At 60.4% G+C, this 23036-nt stretch carries 21 protein-coding genes; 6 read left to right on the top strand and 15 right to left on the bottom strand.

Features of this window, described 5'->3' with window-relative positions:
- Nucleotides 1-121 precede the first annotated feature (121 nt).
- From acs to dksA, 12 genes are all read right to left on the bottom strand, one after another.
- On the bottom strand, nt 122-2059 hold the full coding sequence (gene acs, locus J2Y86_RS13450) for an acetate--CoA ligase (RefSeq protein ID WP_253432039.1): 1938 nt from the start codon (nt 2057-2059) through the stop codon (nt 122-124).
- Nucleotides 2060-2254: 195 nt separating this feature from the next.
- Nucleotides 2255-3919 carry a glucose-6-phosphate isomerase gene (gene pgi, locus J2Y86_RS13445; protein ID WP_253432036.1) on the bottom strand — a complete coding sequence of 555 codons (1665 nt, stop codon included), beginning with the start codon at nt 3917-3919 and terminating at the stop codon, nt 2255-2257.
- Between the two features lie 221 nt (nt 3920-4140).
- The gene (gene panD, locus J2Y86_RS13440; RefSeq protein WP_253432033.1) at nt 4141-4521 is read right to left on the bottom strand and encodes an aspartate 1-decarboxylase; all 381 of its coding nucleotides are present in this window, start codon (nt 4519-4521) and stop codon (nt 4141-4143) included.
- 195 nt (nt 4522-4716) lie between these two features.
- Nucleotides 4717-5577 (bottom strand): pantoate--beta-alanine ligase, encoded by an 861-nt coding sequence (gene panC, locus J2Y86_RS13435; protein ID WP_253432030.1) that lies wholly within the window; start codon nt 5575-5577, stop codon nt 4717-4719.
- The gene (gene panB / locus J2Y86_RS13430; protein WP_253432026.1) at nt 5574-6374 is read right to left on the bottom strand and encodes a 3-methyl-2-oxobutanoate hydroxymethyltransferase; all 801 of its coding nucleotides are present in this window, start codon (nt 6372-6374) and stop codon (nt 5574-5576) included. Before panB ends, panC begins: the two co-directional genes overlap by 4 nt.
- Nucleotides 6375-6741: 367 nt before the next feature.
- A complete protein-coding gene (folK, locus tag J2Y86_RS13425) occupies nt 6742-7227 on the bottom strand; it encodes a 2-amino-4-hydroxy-6-hydroxymethyldihydropteridine diphosphokinase (protein ID WP_253432023.1) in 486 nt (161 codons plus the stop codon).
- A gap of 2 nt (nt 7228-7229) precedes the next feature.
- Complete coding sequence (locus J2Y86_RS13420; protein ID WP_192419993.1) at nt 7230-8630, bottom strand: polynucleotide adenylyltransferase PcnB; 1401 nt, start codon at nt 8628-8630, stop codon at nt 7230-7232.
- A gap of 801 nt (nt 8631-9431) precedes the next feature.
- Complete coding sequence (locus J2Y86_RS13415; RefSeq protein ID WP_084323055.1) at nt 9432-10868, bottom strand: sigma-54-dependent transcriptional regulator; 1437 nt, start codon at nt 10866-10868, stop codon at nt 9432-9434.
- A gap of 22 nt (nt 10869-10890) precedes the next feature.
- Nucleotides 10891-13845, bottom strand: a complete 2955-nt coding sequence (locus J2Y86_RS13410) for a sensor histidine kinase (protein ID WP_031319123.1) — start codon at nt 13843-13845, stop codon at nt 10891-10893.
- Complete coding sequence (locus tag J2Y86_RS13405; RefSeq protein ID WP_003176118.1) at nt 13829-14005, bottom strand: hypothetical protein; 177 nt, start codon at nt 14003-14005, stop codon at nt 13829-13831. Before J2Y86_RS13405 ends, J2Y86_RS13410 begins: the two co-directional genes overlap by 17 nt.
- A 77-nt stretch (nt 14006-14082) precedes the next feature.
- Complete coding sequence (gene gluQRS, locus J2Y86_RS13400; protein WP_253432020.1) at nt 14083-14979, bottom strand: tRNA glutamyl-Q(34) synthetase GluQRS; 897 nt, start codon at nt 14977-14979, stop codon at nt 14083-14085.
- A 191-nt stretch (nt 14980-15170) separates the two neighbouring features.
- Nucleotides 15171-15611 (bottom strand): RNA polymerase-binding protein DksA, encoded by a 441-nt coding sequence (dksA, locus tag J2Y86_RS13395; RefSeq protein ID WP_007902025.1) that lies wholly within the window; start codon nt 15609-15611, stop codon nt 15171-15173.
- Nucleotides 15612-15945: 334 nt separating this feature from the next.
- Here dksA and J2Y86_RS13390 point away from each other — a divergent pair, with 334 nt between their 5' ends.
- Nucleotides 15946-17118: a pyridoxal phosphate-dependent aminotransferase gene (locus J2Y86_RS13390; protein ID WP_253432017.1), complete on the top strand. Its 1173-nt coding sequence runs from the start codon at nt 15946-15948 to the stop codon at nt 17116-17118.
- A complete protein-coding gene (gene sfsA, locus J2Y86_RS13385) occupies nt 17118-17831 on the top strand; it encodes a DNA/RNA nuclease SfsA (protein ID WP_253432015.1) in 714 nt (237 codons plus the stop codon). The genes J2Y86_RS13390 and sfsA overlap by 1 nt, the downstream gene beginning before the upstream one ends.
- Here sfsA and J2Y86_RS13380 read toward each other — a convergent pair.
- Nucleotides 17828-18145, bottom strand: coding sequence for a Rieske (2Fe-2S) protein (locus J2Y86_RS13380; protein WP_253432012.1), 318 nt, complete (start codon nt 18143-18145; stop codon nt 17828-17830). The genes sfsA and J2Y86_RS13380 overlap by 4 nt on opposite strands.
- Nucleotides 18146-18311: 166 nt before the next feature.
- On the opposite strand from J2Y86_RS13380, the gene J2Y86_RS13375 reads away from it, so the two are divergent.
- From J2Y86_RS13375 to J2Y86_RS13360, 4 genes are read left to right on the top strand one after another with little or no spacing between them, the layout of a single operon-like run.
- The gene (locus tag J2Y86_RS13375) at nt 18312-19184 is read left to right on the top strand and encodes a heme/hemin ABC transporter substrate-binding protein (RefSeq protein ID WP_253432008.1); all 873 of its coding nucleotides are present in this window, start codon (nt 18312-18314) and stop codon (nt 19182-19184) included.
- Nucleotides 19185-19234: 50 nt separating this feature from the next.
- Nucleotides 19235-20218, top strand: a complete 984-nt coding sequence (locus tag J2Y86_RS13370; protein ID WP_253440274.1) for a FecCD family ABC transporter permease — start codon at nt 19235-19237, stop codon at nt 20216-20218.
- Nucleotides 20218-20985, top strand: a complete 768-nt coding sequence (locus J2Y86_RS13365; RefSeq protein WP_253432006.1) for a heme ABC transporter ATP-binding protein — start codon at nt 20218-20220, stop codon at nt 20983-20985. Before J2Y86_RS13370 ends, J2Y86_RS13365 begins: the two co-directional genes overlap by 1 nt.
- A gap of 20 nt (nt 20986-21005) precedes the next feature.
- Nucleotides 21006-21857, top strand: a complete 852-nt coding sequence (locus J2Y86_RS13360) for a ChaN family lipoprotein (protein WP_253432004.1) — start codon at nt 21006-21008, stop codon at nt 21855-21857.
- Between the two features lie 288 nt (nt 21858-22145).
- On the opposite strand, the gene J2Y86_RS13355 is transcribed toward J2Y86_RS13360, so the two are convergent.
- Both J2Y86_RS13355 and J2Y86_RS13350 read right to left on the bottom strand, forming a co-directional pair.
- The gene (locus tag J2Y86_RS13355) at nt 22146-22418 is read right to left on the bottom strand and encodes a TfoX/Sxy family protein (protein ID WP_007971093.1); all 273 of its coding nucleotides are present in this window, start codon (nt 22416-22418) and stop codon (nt 22146-22148) included.
- 244 nt (nt 22419-22662) lie between these two features.
- A complete protein-coding gene (locus J2Y86_RS13350; RefSeq protein ID WP_253431999.1) occupies nt 22663-23007 on the bottom strand; it encodes a pentapeptide repeat-containing protein in 345 nt (114 codons plus the stop codon).
- Nucleotides 23008-23036 lie beyond the last annotated feature (29 nt).

Genomic DNA, 23036 nt, shown 5'->3' with positions numbered 1-23036 from the left:
AATGCTCCCCTGTGGGAGCTCCCCTGCTCGCGAAGGACGTTAACGATAACGCGTTTTCTCGAATAAACGCGGTGCGCTTGAGTTCATCGCGAGCAAGCTCCCTCCTACAAAGGGTGGTGCGTTATTGGTTCAGGCGCTTATCGACCAGATCCTGAACCACACTCGGATCAGCCAGGGTCGACGTATCGCCCAGACTGTCGAGCTCGTTGCAGGCGATCTTGCGCAGAATCCGCCGCATGATCTTGCCCGAACGGGTTTTCGGCAAGGCCGGTGCCCACTGGATCAGGTCCGGTTTGGCGAAGCTGCCGATTTCCTGGCTGACGTGGGCCAGCAGTTCTTTCTTCAGTTCATCGGAGGGGTCGGTGCCGTTCATGGGCGTGACAAAGGCATAGATGCCCTGACCCTTGACGTCGTGAGGGTAACCGACCACGGCGGCCTCGGCGATGCTGTCGTGCAGCACCAGGGCGCTTTCGACTTCGGCGGTGCCGATGCGGTGACCGGAAACGTTGATCACGTCGTCGATACGCCCGGTGATCCAGTAGTCACCGTCCTCGTCGCGGCGGGCGCCGTCGCCGGTGAAGTAGTAACCGGGGTACGGTTTGAAGTAGGTATCGACCATCCGTTGCGGGTCGCCGTAGACGCTGCGGATCTGCGCCGGCCAGCTCGATTTGATCGCCAGCACGCCGCTGCCGGCACCTTTGATTTCCTTGCCCACTTCGTCGAGCAGCACCGGTTGCACCCCGAACATCGGTTGCGTGGCGCAGCCGGGTTTGATCCGCTGGGCGCTGACCAGCGGGCTGAGCATGATGCCGCCGGTTTCGGTCTGCCACCAGGTATCGACGATCGGGCAACGTTGTTCGCCGACGACATTGAAGTACCAGTCCCACGCTTCGGGGTTGATCGGCTCACCGACGCTGCCGAGCAATCTGAGGCTCGCGCGAGACGTTTCCTTCAACGGTTCGGGACCTTCGCGCATCAGCGAACGCAGGGCGGTGGGGGCGGTGTAGAAGATGTTGACGTGGTGTTTATCGATCACCTGCCAGAAGCGCGAACTGCTTGGATAACTCGGCACGCCTTCGAAGATCAGCGTGGTCGCGCCGTTGGCCAGCGGGCCGTAGACAATGTAACTGTGCCCGGTGACCCAGCCGACATCGGCGGTGCACCAGAAGACTTCGTCGTCGCGGTAGTCGAGCACGTACTTGAAGGTCATCGCCGCTTGCAGCAGATAGCCGCCGGTGGTGTGCAGCACGCCTTTGGGTTTGCCCGTGCTGCCGGAGGTGTAAAGAATGAACAGTGGGTCTTCGGCGTCCATCGGCTCGGGCGGGCAATCGTCGCTGACGTCGCGCAGGGCCTGGTGATACCAGAGGTCGCGGCCTTCGACCCAGTTCACTTCGCCCTGAGTGCGCTCGACCACGATTACCGTGCTGACGTTCGGACAACTTTGCAGCGCCTTGTCGACCTTCTCCTTGAGCGGCACGAATTTACCGCCGCGCACGCCTTCATCGGCGGTGATCACGGTACGGCAGTCGGCGTCGAGAATCCGGTCACGCACAGAATCGGGGGAGAACCCGCCAAACACCACCGAATGCACCGCGCCGATTCGCGTGCAGGCGAGCATGGCGTAGGCGGCTTCGGGGATCATCGGCATGTAGATGCACACGCGGTCGCCTTTCTTCACGCCACGGCTTTTGAGCACGTTGGCCAGGCGGCAGACGTGGTGATGGAGTTTTTTGTAGGTGATCTGGGCGGACTCGGCGGGGTCGTCGCCTTCCCAGATGATTGCGATCTGATCGCCACGTTTTTCCAGGTGACGGTCGATGCAGTTGTAACTGACGTTCAGCTTTGCGCCGGCAAACCAGCTGGCTTCACCGGTTTTCAGGTTATAGCGCTGGACGGTATCCCACGGTTTGCTCCAGTCGAGAAAGCGTGAAGCCTGCTTGGCCCAGAATTCAGTGGGATGTTCGATGGACTGGCGGTACAGGCGCTTGTAGTCGTCTTGACTGAGTTGTGCAGCCCGGCGGACGGCATCGGCTTTGGGGAACGTGCTGATATCGAACATGACGGTTCCTTATTCTTGTTTGCACGACAAGATCTAAAGATGCGCCGAGTAGCGAAAGGGTTCAAGCCAGACACAAAACAACTGTGGGAGCGGGCTTCCTCGCGAATGCGGTGTGTCAGTCAACATCATCGTTGAATGACACACCGCATTCGCGAGGAAGCCCGCTCTCACAGGGGATAGCAGTGAACCGTCGAATCACCCGCGGTGACGACCACGGAAGTAATTGATCAGCCCTTGGGTCGACGCATCGTCAGCCGGGGTTTCTTCGCTGCCGACCAGACGGTTGTAGACGCCTTTGCCCAACTCTTTGCCCAGCTCCACGCCCCACTGGTCGAAGGCGTTGATGCCCCAGACCACGCTCTGCACGAAGACTTTGTGTTCGTACATCGCCACCAGTGCGCCGAGACGACGGGGGCTGATGCGTTCGACCACCAGCGTGTTGCTCGGACGGTTGCCCGGGATCACCTTGTGCGGCGCGAGTTTCTGCACGTCCGCTTCGGCCATGCCCTTGTCACGCAGTTCGGCTTCGGCCTCGGCGCGGGTCTTGCCAAGCATCAGTGCCTGGCTTTGCGACAGGCAGTTGGCGTACAGCCACTGGTGGTGATCGGACACCGGGTTGAAACTGACGATCGGCACGATGAAGTCGGCCGGGATCAGTTGGGTGCCCTGGTGCAGCAACTGGTGATACGCGTGCTGACCGTTGCAACCCACGCCGCCCCAGATCACGGGACCGGTGTCGGTGGACACCGGCGTGCCGTCCTGGCGCACGCTCTTGCCGTTGGATTCCATGTCCAGCTGTTGCAAGTGCTTGGTGATGTTGCGCAGGTAGTGGTCGTACGGCAGGATCGCGTGGCTTTGCGCGCCCCAGAAGTTGCCATACCAGACGCCGAGCAAGGCCAGCAGCACCGGCATGTTCTGTTCGAAAGGCGCGCTCTGGAAATGCTGGTCCATGGTGTAGGCACCGGACAGCAGTTCCTTGAAGTTCGACATACCGATGGCCAGGGCGATCGGCAAACCGATGGCCGACCACAGCGAGTAACGACCGCCCACCCAGTCCCACATCGGGAAGATGTTTTCTTCGCGGATACCGAACGCCACGGCCGCCGCGTTGTTGCTGGAGACGGCGATGAAGTGACGGTACAACTCGGCTTCCGAACCGCCCTGAGCCAGGTACCAGGCGCGAGCGGCCTGGGCATTCTTCAGGGTTTCGAGGGTGTTGAAGGATTTCGACGAAACGATGAACAGCGTGGTCTCGGCGCGCAGCTTCATGGTCAGTTCATGGAGCTCAGTGCCGTCGATGTTCGCCAGGTAATGGCAGCGCACGCCTTTCTGGGCGTAGGACAACAGCGCTTCGGAGACCAGCTCCGGGCCGAGGAACGAGCCACCGATGCCGATGTTCACCACGTCGGTGATCGGCTTCTCGGTGTAACCGCGCCACAGACCGTCGTGGATCCGGCCCACGAGGTCGGTGATCTTGTTCAACACCTTGTGTACTTCGGGCATCACGTTGACGCCGTTGACCGACAACTTCTCGCCAACCGGGCGGCGCAGCGCGGTGTGCAGGGCCGGGCGACCTTCGGAAGAGTTGACGATCTCGCCGTCGAACAGCGCTTTGATCGCGCCCTGAAGGTCGACTTCGTTAGCCAGGCCTACCAGCAGATCGCGGGTCTCGGTGTTGATCAGGTTCTTCGAATAGTCGAGAAACAGACCGCAGCTGCTGAGGGTGAATTGAGTAAAGCGCTGCGGGTCGGCATTAAAGGCTTCGCGCATGCTGAAATCCTGCATGGCTTGGCGGTGGTCATTCAACGCTTGCCAGGCGGGCAGAGCGGTCACGTCGTGAGGAGTGCGGTAGTACGCCATCGCTGCGGGTTTCCTTTTTACTTGAACGGCCTTTTGAACACTAAAAAATCCCGGAGCGCTGTGGGTGGGCGTCCGGTCAACTGCGTCGACACGATTTCATGGCACAGGGCGAATACAGTAAACCTCGCGCTGCGATCTGTCTTGACTTTGTCTGACCCGTTCCCGGTACTTTTTTATACATAAAGCAGGGAACGGTCCGACAAACGGAAGAGAAGGTTCGGTCAGGCGACCTGAACCGGAATGGCATTGCTGGTGTGGCTCAACTCGTTACCCGGCGCCATGTAGAGCATGCGCGGCTTGAAGTTGAGCAGCTCGGCTTCACTGTAGTGAGCGTAAGCGCAGATGATCACACGGTCGCCAACCTTGGCCTTATGCGCCGCGGCACCGTTGACCGAAATCATGCGCGAGCCGGCTTCGCCACGAATCGCGTAGGTGGTGAAGCGTTCGCCGTTGTCGACGTTGTAGATCTGGATCTGTTCGTATTCACGGATGCCGGACAGGTCCAGCCAATCGCCGTCGATGGCGCAGGAACCTTCGTAATCGAGCACTGCGTGGGTGACTTCGGCGCGATGCAGCTTGGCCTTGAGCATGATGGCGTGCATGAGTGTTTCCCCAGGTCGGAATCGAACGGCGGGCAGTTTGCCCGAAGGCAATGTGGGCAGCAATACGATCTGGAAGCCGACGTAGATCGAATGTGGGAGCGGGCTTGCTCGCGAAGGCGGTGGGTCAGCCAACATTAATGCTGAATGACACGCCGCCTTCGCGAGCAAGCCCGCTCCCACAGGGATTGTGGTGTTTTAGGCGGGCGCGTCGAGGTTCAGGTGCAGGTTGTCGATCAACCGCGTGGTGCCGAGGAACGCCGCCACCAGAATCACCAGGTCCCGATCTTCCGCCGTTGCCTGACGCAAGGTCAGCGCATGACGGATTTCCAGGTAGTCGGTACGCAGGCCCGCGGCTTCGAGTTGCTGCTGTTGTGCCGCGATCAGCGCTGGATAATCGCGATCACCTTGTTTGATGGCTTCGGCAATCGAGGACAGCGTGCAATACACCACCGGCGCAACCGCCCGCTGTTCTTCACTGAGGAACCCATTGCGCGATGACAGCGCCAGACCGTCGGCCGCACGGACCGTCGGCTCGCCGATGATCTGGATCGGCATGTTCAGGTCATGCACCAGCGCGCGGATCACGGCCAGTTGCTGGAAGTCTTTCTGGCCAAAGATCGCCAGATCCGGCTGGACCATGTTGAACAGCTTGCTGACCACCGTCGCCACACCTTCGAAATGCCCCGGACGGCTGGCGCCGCACAGTCCTTCGGACAGTTGTGGAACGCTGACGCGAGTCTGGCCAGCCATGCCGTCGGGGTACATTTCTTCGACGGTCGGGGCGAACAGCAAGTGGCAACCGGCCTGGAACAGTTGTTCCTGGTCTGCCGCGAGGGTGCGGGGGTACTTGTCGAGGTCTTCGCCGGCACCGAATTGCAGCGGGTTGACGAAAATGCTCGCGACCACGAAATCCGCCCGTTGGCTGGCTTTGGTAATCAGTGCGATGTGGCCGCTGTGCAGGTTGCCCATGGTCGGCACGAAGGCAATACGCTTGCCTTCGCTGCGGGCACGGGCCACCGCGGCCCGCAGTTCGCGTACGGTTTTTACGGTGTTCATGCAGAGAATCCGTGTTCGATACCAGGAAAAGTGGCTGCTTTGACTTCAGTGACGTAAGCGCCAAGTGCCGCTTGAATGTTTTGTTGTCCGGCCATGAAGTTCTTCACGAACTTGGGCACCCGGCCTGTGATCGACAGACCGAGCATGTCGTGCAGCACCAGCACCTGGCCGTCGGTGCCACTGCCGGCGCCGATACCGATCACCGGGATCTTCACGGCCTGGGTGATTTCTTCGGCCAGTTCGCTCGGCACGCACTCGAGCAACAGCATCGCTGCGCCCGCCTGTTCGAGGGAGATCGCATCGGCGCGCATCTGCCGCGCCTGGTTTTCATTGCGACCCTGGACTTTGTAACCGCCGAGGATATTCACCGACTGCGGTGTCAGCCCCATGTGTGCGCACACCGGGATGCCGCGCTCGGCCAGCAGACGGATCGAGTCCGCCAGCCACAATGCGCCTTCAACCTTGACCATGTGCGCACCGGCCTGCATCAACAGCGCGCTGTTGACCATGGCTTGTTCGGTGGTGGCGTAGGCCATGAAGGGCAGGTCGGCGAGGATCAGCGCGTCGGTGTTACCGCGTTTCACGGACGCGACGTGGTAAGCCATCTCGGCAGTGGTCACCGGCAGGGTGCTGTCGTGACCTTGCAACACCATGCCGAGGGAGTCGCCCACCAGCAGCACTTCGACGCCAGCCTCATTGCAGGCGTGGGCGAAGGTCGCGTCATAGCAGGTCAGCATGGTGATTTTTTCACCTTTTTGCTTGAGACCTTGCAGAGTGGTCAGGGTGATGGCTGGCATGAAAAGTTCCTCATTCAGGCGCTGTGGAAACTACTGCGAGTAACGCGCGTGATTCTTCGTTAAATACAGGCGCACGGTCTGTTGTCGTGCTTTTAAGGCCTGGATTGCGCCCTTCAACGCCGTGTTGGCGGCAGCGGGACGCCTATAGTCGTGAGGAGAACTCGGGAAGTCAATTGCGTGTGTTACCGCGTTGTTACGGAGAGGGTGTTACCGGCGTAACTGATGCGATTCAGCAGCCGCAGATCTGATGCCCGACACAAAAACAATGTGGGAGCGGGCTTGCTCGCGAAGGCGGTGTATCAATCAACAATGACGCTGAATGACACACCGTCTTCGCGAGCAAGCCGCTCCCACAGGGGAATTTGCATCAATTTTGGGGGAGGCGTTCCAGCCCGACGAACGGGCAGGCAGCGAGTAGATCAGTGAGTGTGCGCCCATCCGCCAAACGTAAATCCGCAGGCGCCAACTCGGCCAGCGGATACAGAACGAAGGCTCGCTCCTGCATATGGTAGTGAGGCACCTTGAGGCGAGGCTCATCGATCAGCCGATCACCGAACAGCACGATATCCAGATCCAGCGTGCGCGGCCCCCAGCGTTCCAGGCGTTCGCGACCCTGTCCGTTCTCGATGGCTTGCAGCGCATCGAGCAGCGCCAGCGGGGCAAGTATGCTGTCGAGGGCGGCAACGGCGTTGGTGTAGCGCGGTTGGCCGGGCAGCAGCGAATCGCTTTGATAAAACGCCGAAACCCCGACCAGTTCGCTCTGCGGCAACTGCGCCAGCGCATCGACGGCGCTGCGCAATTGTTCGGCGGGGTCAGCCAGATTGCTGCCCATGCCGATGTAGATGCGCTCCATGCTTACTCGCCCGTAGCGCTCGGTGCGCCGGCCGCGCGTTTGCGCTTGGCACCGCCACTGCGACGACGTTTGCGGGGTGCGCCAGTGCCGTCTTCCTTGCCGCTGAGGTCGCGGATCATGTCGCGACGCTCGCTGTCGTTGGCGTCCTGATAATCCGTCCACCATTCGCCGAGGCCATCGGTCTGCTCGCCGGCGCTTTCGCGCAGCAGCAGGAAGTCGTAACCGGCGCGGAACCGCGGATTGTCCAGCAACAGGTCGGCGCGTTTGCCGCTGCGGCGCGGCAGACGTTCCTGCATGTCCCAGATTTCGCGGATCGGCATGGTGAAGCGTTTTGGAATCGCGATCCGCTGGCACTGTTCGGCAATCAACTCGTGCGCCGCTTCCTGCATCGCCGGGATTGGCGGCATGCCACGTTCCTGCAAGCGCAACACGCGAGCCGGGAGGGCAGGCCAGAGCAGGGCTGCAAACAGGAACGCCGGGGTTACCGGTTTGTTCTGCTTGATCCGCAGGTCGGTGTTGATCAGCGCTTCGCTGATTAGGGTGTGGGTGTACGTCGGGTTGTATTCCAGCGCTTCGGCACTGGCCGGGAACAGCGGATCGAACAACTGCAGGTCGACCAGCATCTCGAACGTGTCCGCGGCATGGCCGGAGAGGAACAACTTGAGCACTTCTTCGAACAGCCGGGCTGACGGAATCTCGCGCAGCATCGGCGCCAGATCGCGGATCGGCAGGGCGCTGTGTTTTTCGATGCCGAAATTCAGCTTGGCGGCGAAACGCACGGCCCGCAGCATCCGCACCGGGTCTTCCTGGTAGCGTTGCTTCGGGTCGCCAATCAGGCGGATCAGGTGATTGCGAATGTCGTGTACGCCGTTGGCGTAGTCGAGAATACGTTCGCTGACCGGGTCGTAATACAGGGCGTTGATGGTGAAGTCGCGGCGTTGCGCGTCCTCTTCCAGCGTGCCGTAGACGTTATCGCGCAGGATCCGCCCACTCTCGTTGCGGGAAGACTGGTTGCTGTCTTCCTCTTCATCGTTTTGCGGGTGATTGGCGCGGAAGGTCGCGACCTCGATGATCTCGCGACCAAAGTGGATGTGCACCAGTTTGAAGCGACGACCGATGATCCGCGCATTGCGGAATTCGGCGCGTACCTGTTCAGGGGTGGCGCTGGTGGCAACGTCGAAATCTTTTGGCGTGATGCCGAGCATCATGTCACGCACACAGCCGCCGACCAGATAAGCCTGGTAACCGGCGTTCTGCAGGCGTTCGACGATATTCACCGCATAACGGCTGAATTGCGCCTTTTGCAGCGAATGTTGGCCGCTGTTAAGCACTTCAGGCGTGCTGCGGATGTGTTGCGTATGACGCTTGGGAGAACGGAATGACTGGAACAGCTTCTTCAGCATGGGATGCACTGTTTGAAGGAATGTTCGGCCATAACGAAGAATGACCGCATGATGGGCGGGGATTCTAGCATTTAGTCGGGGGATGGTGTAGGACACAGCAGATATGAGCTGTAAGCCGCACTACTGTAGGAGCGAGCTTGCTCGCGATGGTCGTGAACGATAACGCGTAAAACCAGATACCCTGCGCTTGCCCTCGGGTTTTTCGCGAGCAAGCTCGCTCCTACAGGGGCTTGGAAGGATTTTCAAATCGCAGAAACTACAAGGGGAGCCGAAGCTCCCCAAGAAGTAGTTGCATGTTCTATTTTTGTTATTGGTTTCGGGCTTTTTGTTTTTGTTGAGTGCCCGCGTCATGAAATTTTCTTTCATGACCCTCCCAATCGGGAGCCAAGAGCAAACGGATTGCTTTGGTCGCTGTGCTGCAGTGATCTTGCGATCCAACCAGTTCAGGCTCTGTCTCAGGACAGTTTTTGTTGTTCTCGGCCTGGTCGTGGGGCAAGCCCCAAATACAACGCCTCTCCAAAAGAATCAGTTAGCTGCGCCTCTCGCCGTCTTGTTTTTATTGTGCGTGAGTCGATTCGTCTTATTTTTATTGTCTTGTGCATTGCTTGTTATTGTTGTTGTACCAAACATATAGCAGGGTGCGTGCCAACTTTTGCGAGGCCCAGCAAAACAAGGGGTTACGTCACCTGGTCGGGTTTTTCGGGGCCCAAAAAAACCGGGGCTTCGTTACCGTAAGCCCCGGCTTCTGTTACGTGAAAAAGCTGAGGTAACAGTTTTTTCACAAAGTCATGTGTTACCCGTTCAGCTCTCGCTGGCCACCCCGGTCTTGCGTCGCGGGATACCCAGGCGCTGCCGACGCTCCCACAGGCATTTACGGCTGACCCCGAGTTTGCGTGCCAGCTCGGTTTCGGTCATGTGGTCCTGATGCTCCAGAACGAAATGCTGGAAGTAGTCTTCCAGCGACAGGTCCTCGGTCGGCTCATGATTGTTGTTGCCGGCACCGTTGCCTTGTTGCGGAGGCAGGCCGATGAACTCGTCGTCTTCCAGGCCGCTCAGCTCGATGTCGATGCCCAGCAGCTCGGCGGAGATCTCCGGGCTTTCGCACAGGATGACCGCGCGCTCGACTGCGTTTTCCAGCTCGCGCACGTTGCCCGGCCAGGAATAGTGACGAATCGCTTGCTCGGCGTCCGGAGCGAACTTCAGGTCGGTACGGTTGACCCGCGCGCTCTGCCGCGCCAGGAAGGCATTGGCGATTTCATTCACGTCGGCGCCACGCTCGCGCAGGGCCGGCAGTTTCAGGGCGATCACGTGGAGGCGGTAATACAAGTCTTCACGGAACTGGCCGATTTTCGCCAGGCTCTTGAGGTCTCGGTGAGTCGCGGCGATCAAACGCACATCGACCTTCTGCGACTGGACCGAGCCCACCCGGCGAATTTCGCCTTCCTGCAACACGCGCAGCAAGCGAGCCTGGGCTTCCAGCGGCAGTTCGCCGATTTCATCGAGGAACAAGGTACCGCCGTCTGCCGCTTCCACCAGACCGGCACGGCCGGCGCTGGCGCCGGTGAACGCGCCCTTTTCGTGGCCGAACAGTTCGGACTCGATCAGGCTTTCCGGAATGGCCGCACAGTTCACCGAAATCATCGGAGCCTTCGCGCGTTTGGACAGGTTGTGCAGGGCGCGCGCCACCAGTTCTTTACCGGTGCCGGACTCGCCCTGGATCAGGACATTGGAATCGGTTGGCGCGACTTTGCGGATCTTGCTGTACAGATCCTGCATCGGCGGGCACGAGCCGATAATGCCGATTTCGCCGTTGCTGTTGTCGATACCCGGTTTCGCCGCGCCATTGGCGGCTTTGCCGACGGCAGGTTCACCGCTGGCCTGCACCGATTGCCGGTCACGCAGGATGCGCGCGACGGCCTGGAGCATTTCATCGTGGTCGAAAGGCTTGGCGATGTAATCCACCGCGCCCATCTTCATCGAGTCGACCGCCGAACGCAGGCTGGCGTAGCTGGTCATGATCAGCACCGGAGTGCCCTGGCCGAGTTTGATCAACTCGGTACCCGGCGCGCCAGGCAGACGCAGGTCACTGACGATCAGGTCGAACGTGGGAATGGTGAAGCGTTCTTGTGCTTCCTGCACTGAACCGGCTTCGCTGACCTGGTACTGGTTACGTTCCAGCAGGCGGCGCAAGGCGGAGCGGATAATTGTTTCGTCTTCGACGATCAAAATGTGCGGCATTGATTCGATACTCTCGACGGTCTCAGTTCACAGCGGACGTCGCTTCGACATGACGCGGCAAGGTCACCCGGATACGGGTGCCGCGTTGGCTTTGTACATCAGCCGGGCTGTCGATGGTGATTTGTCCATAATGCTCTTCAACGATGGAATAGACCAGTGCAAGGCCCAGACCGGTGCCTTCGCCAGGATCCTTGGTGGTGAAGAAAGGTTCGAACAATCTATCCATGATGTTCTTCGGAATACCGCTGCCTTCGTCTTCCACGATCAGGTCGACCGTGTGTTCGCCGGCTTCGCTTTTCACCCGTACCGCACTGCCGGGAGGCGAGGCGTCACGGGCGTTTGAGAGCAGATTGATCAGGACCTGGGCGAGTCGTTGTGGGTCGCCTTCGACCCAGTGATCGGGGTCGCACAGGTTATAGAACTGCACTTCGAAATTACGTCGGTTCAGGGCCAGCAAACCGATGGCGTCCTGGGCCACTTCGGCCAGACAGACGGGCTCGTCACTGTGCTGGTGACTGCCGGCGTGGGCAAAACTCATCAGCGACTGAACGATGCGCGAGACGCGTTTGGTCTGCTCCAGGATCTGCCCGCTGATTTCCTTCAGCTCGCCATCGTCTTCACGTTCTTCGCGCAGGTTCTGCGCCAGACAGGCGATGCCGGTGATCGGGTTGCCGATTTCATGGGCCACACCAGCGGCCAGGCGGCCGATGCTGGCCAGTCGCTCGGAGTGCACCAGTTTGTCTTCGAGCATCTGGGTTTCGGTCAGGTCTTCGACGAGCAAAACCAGGCCGCTGTTACCCGGCGCGAGCGGTTCATCGATCGCCGCTTTGTGCAGGTTCAGCCAGCGAGTCTGGCCATCGAGCGCCAGATGCTGCTTGTGCAAGTGTTCGTCGGGCAGGTTGATGAAGCCTTGCAGCAATTCTTTCCACGGATCGGCGATGGTGCTCAGGCGCGAACCGACCACACGCTGCGCGGCGATTCCGGTCAGCTCCTCCATGGCTTTGTTCCACATGAGGATTTCCTGATCCTTGGCCAGCGAGCAGACGCCCATCGGCAATTCCTGCAGGGTCTGGCGGTGGTAACGGCGCAGGGCATCGAGTTCGGCAGCCAGGCCGGTGAGGCGCGAGTGGTAATCCTCGAGGCGACTTTCAATGAAGTGAATGTCTTCGGTGACGTAGTTTTCGCCGCCGGCCTTATAAGGCAGGAAGGTCTCGACCATGTCTTGCGCCACGCTCGGCCCCATCAGGCCCGAGAGGTTGGCTTCGATCCGGTCGCGCAAGCGGCGCAAGGCGTAAGGCCGGCGCTCGTCGAACGGCAGATAGAGATCGCGCAGCGCCTGTTCGACTTCTTTCTGCGCAGCCTTGGCGCCCAAGGGTTTGGCCAGTTGCGTGGCGAATTCCTGGGGCGAGGCAGCGTGCAACTCACGGCGCTGCGGGCGACGCACGTTGTCCACGGCGCAGGCTTCGGCAGCGCTGGCCTCTTCGGGGCTGGCATTGGTGAACAGCGAGATCAGGGTGAACATCAGCACGTTGGCGGCCAGCGAGGCGATCGCGGCCATGTGCCAACTGGTGTCGTCCAGCACGTAGATCATGTTCAGCAGAGGAATGTAGAAGCCTTGCAGGTTGCCGACCAGCGGCAGCAGCATGGTCACCAGCCACACCAGAATCCCTGCCAGCAATCCGGCGATGAAGCCGCGACGGTTGGCGGTCGGCCAGTAAAGGACGGACAGCACGCCCGGCAGGAACTGCAAGGTCGCCACAAACGCAACGATGCCGAGGTTGGCCAGATCCTGCTCGGCACCCAGCAACAGGTAGAAACCGTAACCGGCCATGATGATCGCGACGATCAGTGCGCGACGGGTCCATTTCAGCCAGCGGTAGATGTTGCCTTCGGCCGGCGGCTGATAAAGCGGCAGCACCAGATGGTTCAGCGCCATCCCGGACAGTGCCAGGGTGGTGACGATGATCAGCCCGCTCGCCGCCGATAGCCCACCGACATACGCCAACAGCGCCAAGGCCTTACTGTTGGCGGCGATGCCGATGCCCAGCGTGAAATATTCAGGATTGGTCGTGGCACCGAGTTTCAGCCCGGCCCAGAGAATCAGCGGCACCGCCAGGCTCATCAACAGCAGGAACAACGGCAAGCCCCAGCTCGCGCTGACCAGCGAACGCGGGTTGAGGTTTTCGGTAAACGTCATGTGGTACATGTGCGGCATCACGATCGCCGACGCGAAGAACACCAGCAACAGCGTGCGCCACGGGCCTTCCTGCAAAGGCGTGTGCAACGCGGCGAGGGCGGTCTGGTTTTGCAGCAGCCACAGTTCCAGCTGTTGCGGGCCGTCGAACACGCCATACAACGCATACAGGCCGACGCCACCAATGGCGATCAGTTTGATCACCGACTCAAAGGCAATCGCGAACACCAGCCCTTCGTGTTTCTCGCGGGTGGCGATGTGGCGCGAGCCAAAGAAAATCGTGAACAGCGTAATCAGCGCGCAGAAGCTCAGGGCGACACGGTGTTGCACCGGCTCGCGGGTGAGGATGCCGATGGAGTCGGCCACTGCCTGAATCTGCAGCGCCAGCAACGGCAGCACGCCGATCAGCATGAAGATCGTGGTCAGTGCGCCGGCCCAGGTGCTGCGGAAACGGAACGCGAACAGGTCTGCCAGCGACGACAGTTGGTAGGTGCGAGTAATTTTGAGGATCGGATACAACAACACCGGCGCCAGCAGAAATGCGCCGGAGACGCCCAGATAGCTGGACAGAAATCCGTAGCCGTACTGATAGGCCAGGCCCACGGTGCCGTAGAACGCCCAGGCACTGGCGTAGACACCCAGCGACAGGGTGTACGTCAGCGGGTGGCGAATGATCGCCCGGGGGATCATGCCCCGTTCGCTGATCCAGGCCACGCCGAACAGCACCGCCAGGTACGCGGCACTGATCAGGATCATCTGGGTCAGGCTAAAGCTCATCGGCATCTTTTTGGCTCTGCAGGATGAAGGTCACGACGATCAGAATCAGCCAGAGCAGATAAGGGCGATACCAGGCGCCAGTGGCGTCGATCCACCAATCCATGATGGCCGGGGAGAACAGGTAAATCCCCACTACCAGGAGCAGGACCAAGCGATAGATGTACATCCCGGCCTCTCTTTTTTATGCGCGTGCCCGAAAACGTGCGGCGATGGTAACGGATGGGCGCGCCACTGCAAGTGTGATCACTGTAGTTGCGCTTCGGGCAAGGCGAGTGTGCGCGGGATCTTCGTCGCGTCCCAGTGGGCGATGCCCCAGTTCAGCACTTCCCGTGGGGTGGCGTACGCCAGTTCTGTGCCGGGACTTTGCCCGAGTGCGCGCAATGCACGAAGCAGCAGCGGTGTGGCCTGATCTTCGGTCAGCGGCGGCGAACGGTAGGACTTGCCGAGCTTGTTGCCGTCAGGCTGGGTTATCAGCGGGATGTGCAGATAGCGCGGTTGCGAGAACCCCAGCAGTTCCTGCAGATAGAGCTGACGTGGGGTGGAGTCGAGCAAGTCTGCGCCACGGACGATGTCGGTAATGCCCTGCCAGGCGTCATCGAGCACCACGGCCAGTTGGTAGGCGTAGAGCCCGTCGCGGCGGCGGATCACGAAATCACCGACATCCCGACCCAGGTGCTGGCGGTATTCGCCTTGCACGCGGTCGATGAAGTGGTATTCCAGTTCGGGCACACGCAGGCGAATCGCGGCATCTTCGGTGGCATGACCCGCGTTGCGGCACAGTCCCGGATAAATGCCGTGATACGGCTCCAGTTGTTTGCGCGAACAGGTGCAGGCGTACGCCAGACCATGATTGAACAGGCGGTTGAGCACGTCGGCGTAGGCATCGTGCCGGTCGCTCTGTCGGACCAGTTCGCCGTCCCACTCGAAGCCGTAGCCCTCCAGCGCCTTGAGAATGGCCGCTTGCGCGCCGGGTTCTTCCCGTGGCGGATCGAGGTCTTCCATGCGCATCAGCCAGCGACCACCCACCGCACGCGCGTCGAGGTACGAAGCCAGCGCTGCGACCAGCGAGCCGAAATGCAGATGGCCGCTTGGCGTGGGGGCGAAGCGACCGATGTAGGGGGAGGAGACGATGGCGGTCATAAGGCGATTTCAGGCTGTTCAATCGTTTTGAGCATGGCTTGAAGCCGTCTTCGCGAGCAAGCTTCGCGCCTACAGGAGCGTGTGCCAGCTGTAGGAGCGAAGCATGCTCGCGAAGACAATTCCGAAGACGCTACAAATATCAGAAACAAAAACGGAGCGTTCGCACGCTCCGTTCTTCGTTCAAGTCGAGATTACTTGCCGACTTGCTTTTCCTTGATTTCCGCCAGGGTCTTGCAGTCAACGCACATATCGGCGGTAGGGCGGGCTTCCAGTCGCTTGACGCCGATTTCGACGCCGCAGGACTCGCACCAGCCATATTCTTCGTCTTCGATCAATTGCAGCGTCTTGTCGATCTTCTTGATCAACTTGCGCTCACGGTCGCGGGCGCGCAATTCAAGGCTGAATTCTTCTTCCTGGCTGGCACGATCTGCCGGGTCAGGGAAGTTGGCCGCTTCGTCTTTCATGTGATCAACCGTGCGGTCGACTTCCTGCATCAAGTCCTGTTTCCACTTGTTCAGGATCTTGGTGAAGTGAGCGCGCATGGGTTTGCCCATGTACTCCTCGCCCTTAACTTCTTTGTAGGGTTCGAAGCCGCTGATCGACTGGTTTTGCTGCTTTGCTTGGGTGGGCATGAAATGGACCGCCTCTACTCTTGTAATCCATCTGCGCAGGATTGCTCCATCACCGACACCTGCCGGCCCTGCGGCTGCAAGCGGGCGAACTTACCAGATCAAATCGGACCGCGCTACTCCCGGATGTCGAGGTAGTGGCCCGAGGGGCTTGCAAATGATTGCAAACCCTTGTCTGGTGGTGCTGGAGACCTGATCAATTAATGATTTTAGTCAAACCTTGCGCACTCGCATGAGTCGTTTGTGGCCAGGGTCTTAACGCGTCTGACCGCTTTAGGTTCTCGCTCGTTCCTGCGCTTGGGTAGAATCGGTTTTTTTTCCCGTTGAAGGAAGGCTAATGGCTCAGTCCTACAGTGCCCGCAGTCGCGCAATCGAACCGTTCCATGTCATGGCGCTGCTGGCGCGGGCCAATGAACTGCAAGCCGCTGGCCACGACGTGATTCACCTGGAAATCGGCGAGCCGGACTTCACCACCGCCGAGCCGATCATCCAGGCCGGCCAGGCTGCACTGACGGCGGGGAAGACCCGTTACACCGCCGCCCGCGGCATTCCTGAGCTGCGCGAGGCGATTTCAAGCTTCTATCAGCAGCGTTACGGTTTGAACATCGACCCACAGCGAATCCTCATCACGCCCGGCGGTTCCGGCGCGTTGCTGCTGGCCAGCGCCTTGCTGGTGGATCCGGGCAAGCACTGGCTGCTGGCGGACCCGGGTTACCCGTGCAACCGGCATTTCCTGCGGTTGGTGGAAGGCGCTGCGCAGCTGGTGCCTGTGGGGCCGGACGTGCGTTATCAACTGACACCGGACTTGGTCGCCCGTCATTGGGATCACGACAGCGTCGGCGCCCTGGTGGCATCGCCGGCCAACCCGACCGGGACGATCCTGACCCGCGACGAACTGGCGGGGCTGTCGACTGCCATCAAGGCACGCCACGGCCATCTGGTGGTGGACGAAATCTATCACGGCCTGACTTATGGCACCGACGCCGCCAGTGTGCTGGAAGTCGACGACAGCGCTTTCGTGCTCAATAGTTTTTCGAAGTATTTCGGCATGACCGGCTGGCGGCTCGGCTGGCTGGTGGCGCCCGAAGCGGCGGTCGGTGAGCTGGAAAAGCTTGCGCAGAACCTCTACATCAGTGCCCCAAGCATGGCCCAGCACGCGGCGCTAGCGTGTTTCGAGCCCGCGACCATCGCCATCCTGGAAGAGCGTCGCGCCGAATTCGGCCGTCGCCGTGATTTCCTCTTGCCCGCCTTGCGGGAGCTGGGTTTCGGTATTGCCGTCGAGCCGGAAGGGGCGTTCTATTTGTACGCCGATATCAGCCAGTTCGGTGGCGATGCCTTCGCATTCTGCCGGCACTTCCTCGAAACCGAGCACCTGGCGATCACGCCGGGGCTCGACTTCGGGCGTTATCAGGCCGGCCATCACGTTCGGTTTGCCTACACCCAAAGTCTCTCGCGCCTGCAGGAAGCGGTTGAACGCATTGCTCGCGGCTTGAAGAGCTGGCAAGGCTGATGCGCTTTCATCCTCCCCTCGAAGAAGGTCGTCTGATTCGGCGTTACAAGCGTTTTCTCGCCGATATCGAAACCGTTCACGGCGAGTTGGTGACCATTCACTGCCCGAACACCGGCTCGATGCTCAATTGCCAGGTCGAGGGCGGGCAAGTGTGGTTCAGCCGTTCCAACGACCCCAAGCGCAAATTGCCAGGCACCTGGGAAGTTGGCGAAACCCCTCAGGGGCGGCTGTTTTGCGTGAACACCGGGCGAGCCAACGGTTTGATCGAAGAGGCGCTCAGGGCTGGCGTCATCAGCGAACTCAACGGTTTCACCGAGCTGAAGCGTGAAGTGGCCTACGGTCAAGAAAGCAGTCGTATCGACTTTCGCCTCGATTACCCGAGCGGGCCGGCGTATGTGGAAGTCAAAAGCGTCACGTTGGGGTTCGATGGCTCATCGGTCGCGGCGTTTCCCGATGCGGTCACCCAGCGTGGCGCCAAGCATTTACGGGAACTGGCGCATTTGGCTCGGGACGGCATTCGCGCGGTGCAGTTGTATTGCGTGAACCTCACGGGCATCGATGCCGTGCGTCCTGCAGACGAAATCGATTCGGCCTACGCGGCCGCTTTGCAAGAAGCGGTGGCGTGCGGGGTCGAGGTGTTGGCCTACGGCGTGCGCTTGACCCACGAAGAAATGGTGGTCGATCGGCGTCTGGAGGTGGTGCTCGGCGGTTAAAGAGTGATCCAGATCCCTTGATCGTCTTCGCGACTTTCAACGGTGGTCAGGGATTGCCCGGCGCACGGGCCGGAGACGCATTCGCCGTCTTCGATCAAGAACAGTGCGCCGTGGGTCGCGCACTGGATCAGGCTGTTGCTGGGGTCAAGAAACTGGTCGGGTGTCCATTCCAGCCCGACGCCACGGTGCGGACACCGGTTGATGTAGACGTAGACCTGACCGGCCCGGCGCACGGCAAACAGCTTCTGGCCGTCGAGGTCGAAACCGCGGCTGCCGGATTCGGCCAGCTCGGAGCCTGCGCAAAGAAACTTCATGTCTATCCTCAACTCCGCTGGCTCGTGACTGGATATGTCCGAGCTTGACGTTCAAATGCAAACAATTATCAAATGGCTGCCTTGCCCGTCGGGTGCGGATGCCAGACGCCGAGGATACTTGGCCTGTCACTTCAATGCCTGGGAAAACCTTTAAAGGAAGCTGTTTATGCGCCTGAGTACCCGCGTTGCCGCACTGTGTGTCGGACTCCTCGTCAGTCACCACACCGCGGCGGCCGAGTTGCCACAACGCTGGGTCAGCGCCGGCGGGGCCTTGTCGGAGTGGGTCAGTGCGCTGGGCGGCGAATCGAAACTGGTGGGTGTCGATACCACCAGCCAGCATCCGGAATCCCTCAAGGCATTGCCGAGCATCGGCTATCAGCGGCAGTTGTCGGCAGAAGGCGTGCTGAGTCTACGTCCGCAAATTCTGGTCGGCACCGAAGAAATGGGCCCGCCGTCGGTGCTGTCGCAGATCCGCACGGCGGGCGTGCAGGTCGAACTGTTCTCGGCCCAGCCGGATCTGCCGACGTTGGAGGGAAATTTGCAGCATTTGGGCAAGTTGCTCGGCGCTGAGGACCGGGCGATGCAATTGTTCCAGGCTTATCAGCAGCAACTCGATCAGCAAAAGATTCGCGTCACCCAGGCACAACTGACGCAACAATCGCCCGGCGTACTGGTGCTGCTCGGTCATGCGGGCGGCAAGCCACTTATCGCCGGAAAGGACACCGCTGCCGATTGGTTGATCCAGAAGGCCGGCGGGCACAATCTGGCGACGCACACCGGTTACAAACCTTTTTCCAACGAATCCCTGATCAGCCTGGACCCAGAAGTGCTGGTGTTCGCCGACCGCGCACTGGTCGGCGAAGCGGCGCGTGCAGCGTTGTTCAAGGAAAACCCGATTCTGTCCTCGACCCGCGCCGCGAAGGACGGGCGTGTCATGGAGCTTGATCCGACGTTGCTGGTCGGTGGGCTCGGCCCGCGGTTGCCGCAGGCGTTGAAAAAAATCAGTGACGGCTTCTATCCGGGCACGGCGGCCCAATGACCGTTCTGGTAAAACCCCGAACGCTGTTCATTGGCCTGAGCCTCCTGTGTTTGCTGGCGATCTGGCTGTCATTGGCGTTGGGCCCGGTTAGCCTGCCGTTGCTCGATACCTTGCGTGCGGCGTTGCGCATGATCGGCTTGCCCATTGCGCCTGACGGATTGGAGCAGGCCGAACTGATCCTCGGGCAAATTCGCCTGCCGCGTACCCTGCTGGGGTTGGCGGTGGGCGGAGTGCTGGCGCTGTCGGGCGTAGCGATGCAAGGGTTGTTTCGCAACCCGCTGGCCGATCCGGGCCTGGTGGGTGTTTCCAGTGGCGCGGCATTGGGCGCGGCGATTGCGATTGTCGGCGGTTCCGTTTTTGGCGGTTTGCCGGAATCCTTCGGGCCTTATCTGTTATCGCTGTGCGCGTTTCTGGGTGGCCTTGGGGTGACCGCGCTGGTGTATCGACTGGGCCGGCGTAACGGGCAAACCAATGTCGCGACCATGCTCCTGGCGGGTATCGCATTGACGGCGCTGGCGGGCTCGGCAGTGGGACTGTTCACCTATCTGGCGGACGACGCGACCCTGCGCACGCTGACGTTCTGGAACCTGGGCAGTCTCAATGGCGCCAGCTATTCGCGACTCTGGCCGTTGCTGCTGATCAGCGCCGGCGTGGCGCTGTGGTTGCCGCGTCGGGCCAAGGCCTTGAACGCATTGTTGCTTGGAGAGTCGGAGGCCGGTCACTTGGGGATCGACGTCGAAGGACTCAAGCGCGAGCTGGTGTTCTGCACGGCGTTGGGTGTCGGCGCGGCAGTGGCGGCGGCGGGGATGATCGGATTTGTCGGGTTGGTGGTGCCGCATCTGGTGCGTCTGCTGGCCGGTCCCGATCATCGGGTGTTGTTGCCGGCCTCGGTGCTGGCGGGCGCCAGTCTCCTGTTGTTCGCCGATCTGGTGGCGCGACTGGCGCTGGCACCGGCCGAGCTGCCGATCGGAATTGTCACCGCGTTTATCGGTGCACCTTTCTTCCTCTATTTGTTGCTCCGAGGGCGTGCCTGATGTTGCGAACGCAAAATCTGCAAATCCGCCGGGGCCGCAAGATCGTTCTGACGGACATCACACTTGCACTCAAACCGGGGGAAGTCCTCGGTGTACTGGGGCCTAACGGTGCCGGCAAAAGTACACTGCTGGGTGCCTTGTGTGGTGAGTTGCCGGCGAATCATGGCAGCGTGTGGCTTGATGAGCGCGAACTGCGTGACTGGACCGGCGCTCAGCGCGCCCAGCGTCTGGCGGTGTTGCCGCAAGTCTCGACCCTGGACTTCGCTTTTCGCGTCGAGGAAGTCGTCGGTATGGGGCGTTTGCCGCATCAGAGCGGCCGGGTCCGGGACGATGAAATCGTCGCCGCCGCGTTGCAGGCCGCCGATGCCGCGCATTTGAGTGGTCGCAGCTATCTCGCGTTGTCTGGCGGCGAACGGCAGCGGGTGCATCTGGCGCGGGTGCTGGCGCAACTCTGGCCGGGCGAGGAGGGGCAAACGCTGTTGCTCGATGAACCGACTTCGATGCTCGATCCGCTGCACCAACACACAACCCTGCAAGCGGTGCGCGAGTTCGCTGATCGCGGTGCGGCGGTGCTGGTGATCCTGCATGATCTGAACCTCGCGGCGCGCTATTGTGATCGCCTGTTGCTGCTCGAAGGCGGGCGCCCGATCGCGCTCGACACGCCCGAGCAGGTGTTGCGCCCTGAGCCGCTCAAGGCCGTATTCGGGCTGGAAGTACTGGTGCAACAACATCCGGAGCGCGGGCATCCGCTGATCATCGCCCGCTAGGTTTTCGATAGGGGGAGTTCATGCGTTTAATGATGATTCTGGCGGTGCTGGTGCTCAGTGCCTGTCAGCATGTTCCGACGCCGCCACCGATTGTCGGCGAGATTCGCGACATGCGCACCGGCCAGGCACTGACGGCGCAGGAGCTGGTGCTGCGACTGGCCAAGCCATCGCGATTGATCGTCGGTGAGCAGCATGACAATCGCGATCACCATGAGTTGCAGCGCTGGTTATTGCAGGCGCTGGGAGAGCAGCGCCCGCAAGGCAGTCTGCTGCTGGAAATGCTCACGCCGGATCAGCAACAGCGCGTCGATGATGTGCGTCATGCCTCGACGCTACCCGCCGACCTGCCCGATGCATTGGCCTGGCAGCCTGGCTGGGACTGGAATCTCTACGGTCCGATCGTGCGTTTCGCCCTGATCCAACCGCATCCACTGCTGGCCGCGAATCTGGACACCGTCGAGGTGCGTGCTTTCTACGCCCAGTCGCCGATATTGAGCGGCGCTCGTTCCAATACCGCAGCGGTGAAGGCTGAATTACTGGCCCAGATCAGCGAGTCCCATTGCGGCCTGCTGCCGGCCTCGCAAATGCCGGCGATGCTCGCAGTCCAGCAACAACGTGATCGACGCATGGCCGAGCGGTTGCTGGCGGCACCTAAGCCTGCATTGCTGTTTGCCGGCGCTTATCACGCGCGCAAGGATGTGGGTGTGCCGATTCACGCACTTGATCTGGGTGCGCCAGAAGCGCCGACGGTATTGATGCTGGCGCAGCAGGGCAGTGAGGTCACGGCGGCAATGGCGGATTACGTCTGGTACACGCCTGCCATGCCAGCGCCGGATTACTGTGCGGAAATGCGCAAGCAGTTCGGCAAGTAACAAGGGACTTTTCCACAGGCAAAAAAAGACCCGGCAAGAGCCGGGTCAAATAACCGTGATTAGCCTGATGAGGAGATATCTGAGAGTCCGAACCAAGGGCTTTTCAAATATCGACCAGTCTCGCGACCAGTTGTGATAATCATAGCGATTCTCATTACCAAGTCAACCGCTGATTTTTCATTTATTTGAAAATCACCTTTGGGTTGCCGAAAAGCCCCGTAAACACTGGGTTTCAGGGTGAGCTCAGCTGCGTAACTTGCGTGTTCCGCAAGCACACGCTGTGCCCGTTCAATTCTTGTGGCGTGACGAGATCGCTTCCAGCTGTTTATTCAGGGCTTCCTTGCGCTCTGCAGGAATGTCATTCCAGTGCACGTCCATCAACGCGCCTTCGATCGCATACAACAACACCTTGGATGCCCGAAACCCGCGTGTGCGCACGGCCCGATAAGCATCCACCGCCCCCAGGCGACGCAAGTCCGAGGCGCTGTGGATGCCCACGGCATGCAGCCATTGCGCCGACGTCTTGCCAAGATTTTTCAGGTGCTGCAGTTCATCATTCATCAAGCCTCCTTGCGACGGCCGAACGGTGCGTGGGCAAGCTTCTGAGGAGTGTAGCCATCAGTAGGAAAAGCGTGATTGTTTGGTCGGTTTCGGAGCAAATGCTTCTAAGAGGCAAGTCCAATGAGTGGGGTAAAAGTGTGCGAACACGGTAGGAGCGGGCAGGAGGGAGTCAGCTTTCCAGACTGAAAATGCCCACAGTCCAGCGCAAGGCGGGGGCGCTGGACAGGTCAGTTATCGGTCGTTTTTAACGGGTGCGATAACGCAGGCGTGTGCCGAAATTCATCGACATGAGGATTTCGTCGGCACTCAGTTCTGGCGGAAAGTAGGCGCCGGAAATCTGTGCGTGAGCCAGGCTGGCCCCTTCAAGGTTGGAATGAGTGAAGTCAATGCCGCGCAAGTCGGCGGAACGGAAGTAGGCATTGGTAAAGTCGACGCCGTCGGCGTTCAGCTCACGCAGGTCCAGGCCTCGGAAATCACCACCGACCATGTCGATAGGTCCGTCTTTTGGACGTTCGTTGTTGAAACCTGTGATGTCATCTTTGTGCAGCAAGGCATAAAGCGGGGTGTCGAGAAGTTTGGGCTGGCTCATGTCACATCACCTGTTGGTTTTATGACGCC

It is taken from the genome of Pseudomonas migulae (assembly GCF_024169315.1).
Taxonomy (GTDB): Bacteria; Pseudomonadota; Gammaproteobacteria; order Pseudomonadales; family Pseudomonadaceae; genus Aquipseudomonas; species Aquipseudomonas migulae_B.
Note: the sequence above shows the minus strand (reverse complement) of the source record. Positions and strands in the feature narration are given on the sequence as shown.

Bases quoted from the DNA above. Each gene is read 5' to 3' on its own strand.
- acs (WP_253432039.1), bottom strand. From the start codon at position 2,059: ATGTTCGATATCAGCACGTTCCCCAAAGCCGATGCCGTCCGCCGGGCT.
- pgi (WP_253432036.1), bottom strand. From the start codon at position 3,919: ATGGCGTACTACCGCACTCCTCACGACGTGACCGCTCTGCCCGCCTGG.
- panD (WP_253432033.1), bottom strand. From the start codon at position 4,521: ATGCACGCCATCATGCTCAAGGCCAAGCTGCATCGCGCCGAAGTCACC.
- panC (WP_253432030.1), bottom strand. From the start codon at position 5,577: ATGAACACCGTAAAAACCGTACGCGAACTGCGGGCCGCGGTGGCCCGT.
- panB (WP_253432026.1), bottom strand. From the start codon at position 6,374: ATGCCAGCCATCACCCTGACCACTCTGCAAGGTCTCAAGCAAAAAGGT.
- folK (WP_253432023.1), bottom strand. From the start codon at position 7,227: ATGGAGCGCATCTACATCGGCATGGGCAGCAATCTGGCTGACCCCGCC.
- J2Y86_RS13420 (WP_192419993.1), bottom strand. From the start codon at position 8,630: ATGCTGAAGAAGCTGTTCCAGTCATTCCGTTCTCCCAAGCGTCATACG.
- J2Y86_RS13415 (WP_084323055.1), bottom strand. From the start codon at position 10,868: ATGCCGCACATTTTGATCGTCGAAGACGAAACAATTATCCGCTCCGCC.
- J2Y86_RS13410 (WP_031319123.1), bottom strand. From the start codon at position 13,845: ATGCCGATGAGCTTTAGCCTGACCCAGATGATCCTGATCAGTGCCGCG.
- J2Y86_RS13405 (WP_003176118.1), bottom strand. From the start codon at position 14,005: ATGTACATCTATCGCTTGGTCCTGCTCCTGGTAGTGGGGATTTACCTG.
- gluQRS (WP_253432020.1), bottom strand. From the start codon at position 14,979: ATGACCGCCATCGTCTCCTCCCCCTACATCGGTCGCTTCGCCCCCACG.
- dksA (WP_007902025.1), bottom strand. From the start codon at position 15,611: ATGCCCACCCAAGCAAAGCAGCAAAACCAGTCGATCAGCGGCTTCGAA.
- J2Y86_RS13390 (WP_253432017.1), top strand. From the start codon at position 15,946: ATGGCTCAGTCCTACAGTGCCCGCAGTCGCGCAATCGAACCGTTCCAT.
- sfsA (WP_253432015.1), top strand. From the start codon at position 17,118: ATGCGCTTTCATCCTCCCCTCGAAGAAGGTCGTCTGATTCGGCGTTAC.
- J2Y86_RS13380 (WP_253432012.1), bottom strand. From the start codon at position 18,145: ATGAAGTTTCTTTGCGCAGGCTCCGAGCTGGCCGAATCCGGCAGCCGC.
- J2Y86_RS13375 (WP_253432008.1), top strand. From the start codon at position 18,312: ATGCGCCTGAGTACCCGCGTTGCCGCACTGTGTGTCGGACTCCTCGTC.
- J2Y86_RS13365 (WP_253432006.1), top strand. From the start codon at position 20,218: ATGTTGCGAACGCAAAATCTGCAAATCCGCCGGGGCCGCAAGATCGTT.
- J2Y86_RS13360 (WP_253432004.1), top strand. From the start codon at position 21,006: ATGCGTTTAATGATGATTCTGGCGGTGCTGGTGCTCAGTGCCTGTCAG.
- J2Y86_RS13355 (WP_007971093.1), bottom strand. From the start codon at position 22,418: ATGAATGATGAACTGCAGCACCTGAAAAATCTTGGCAAGACGTCGGCG.
- J2Y86_RS13350 (WP_253431999.1), bottom strand. From the start codon at position 23,007: ATGAGCCAGCCCAAACTTCTCGACACCCCGCTTTATGCCTTGCTGCAC.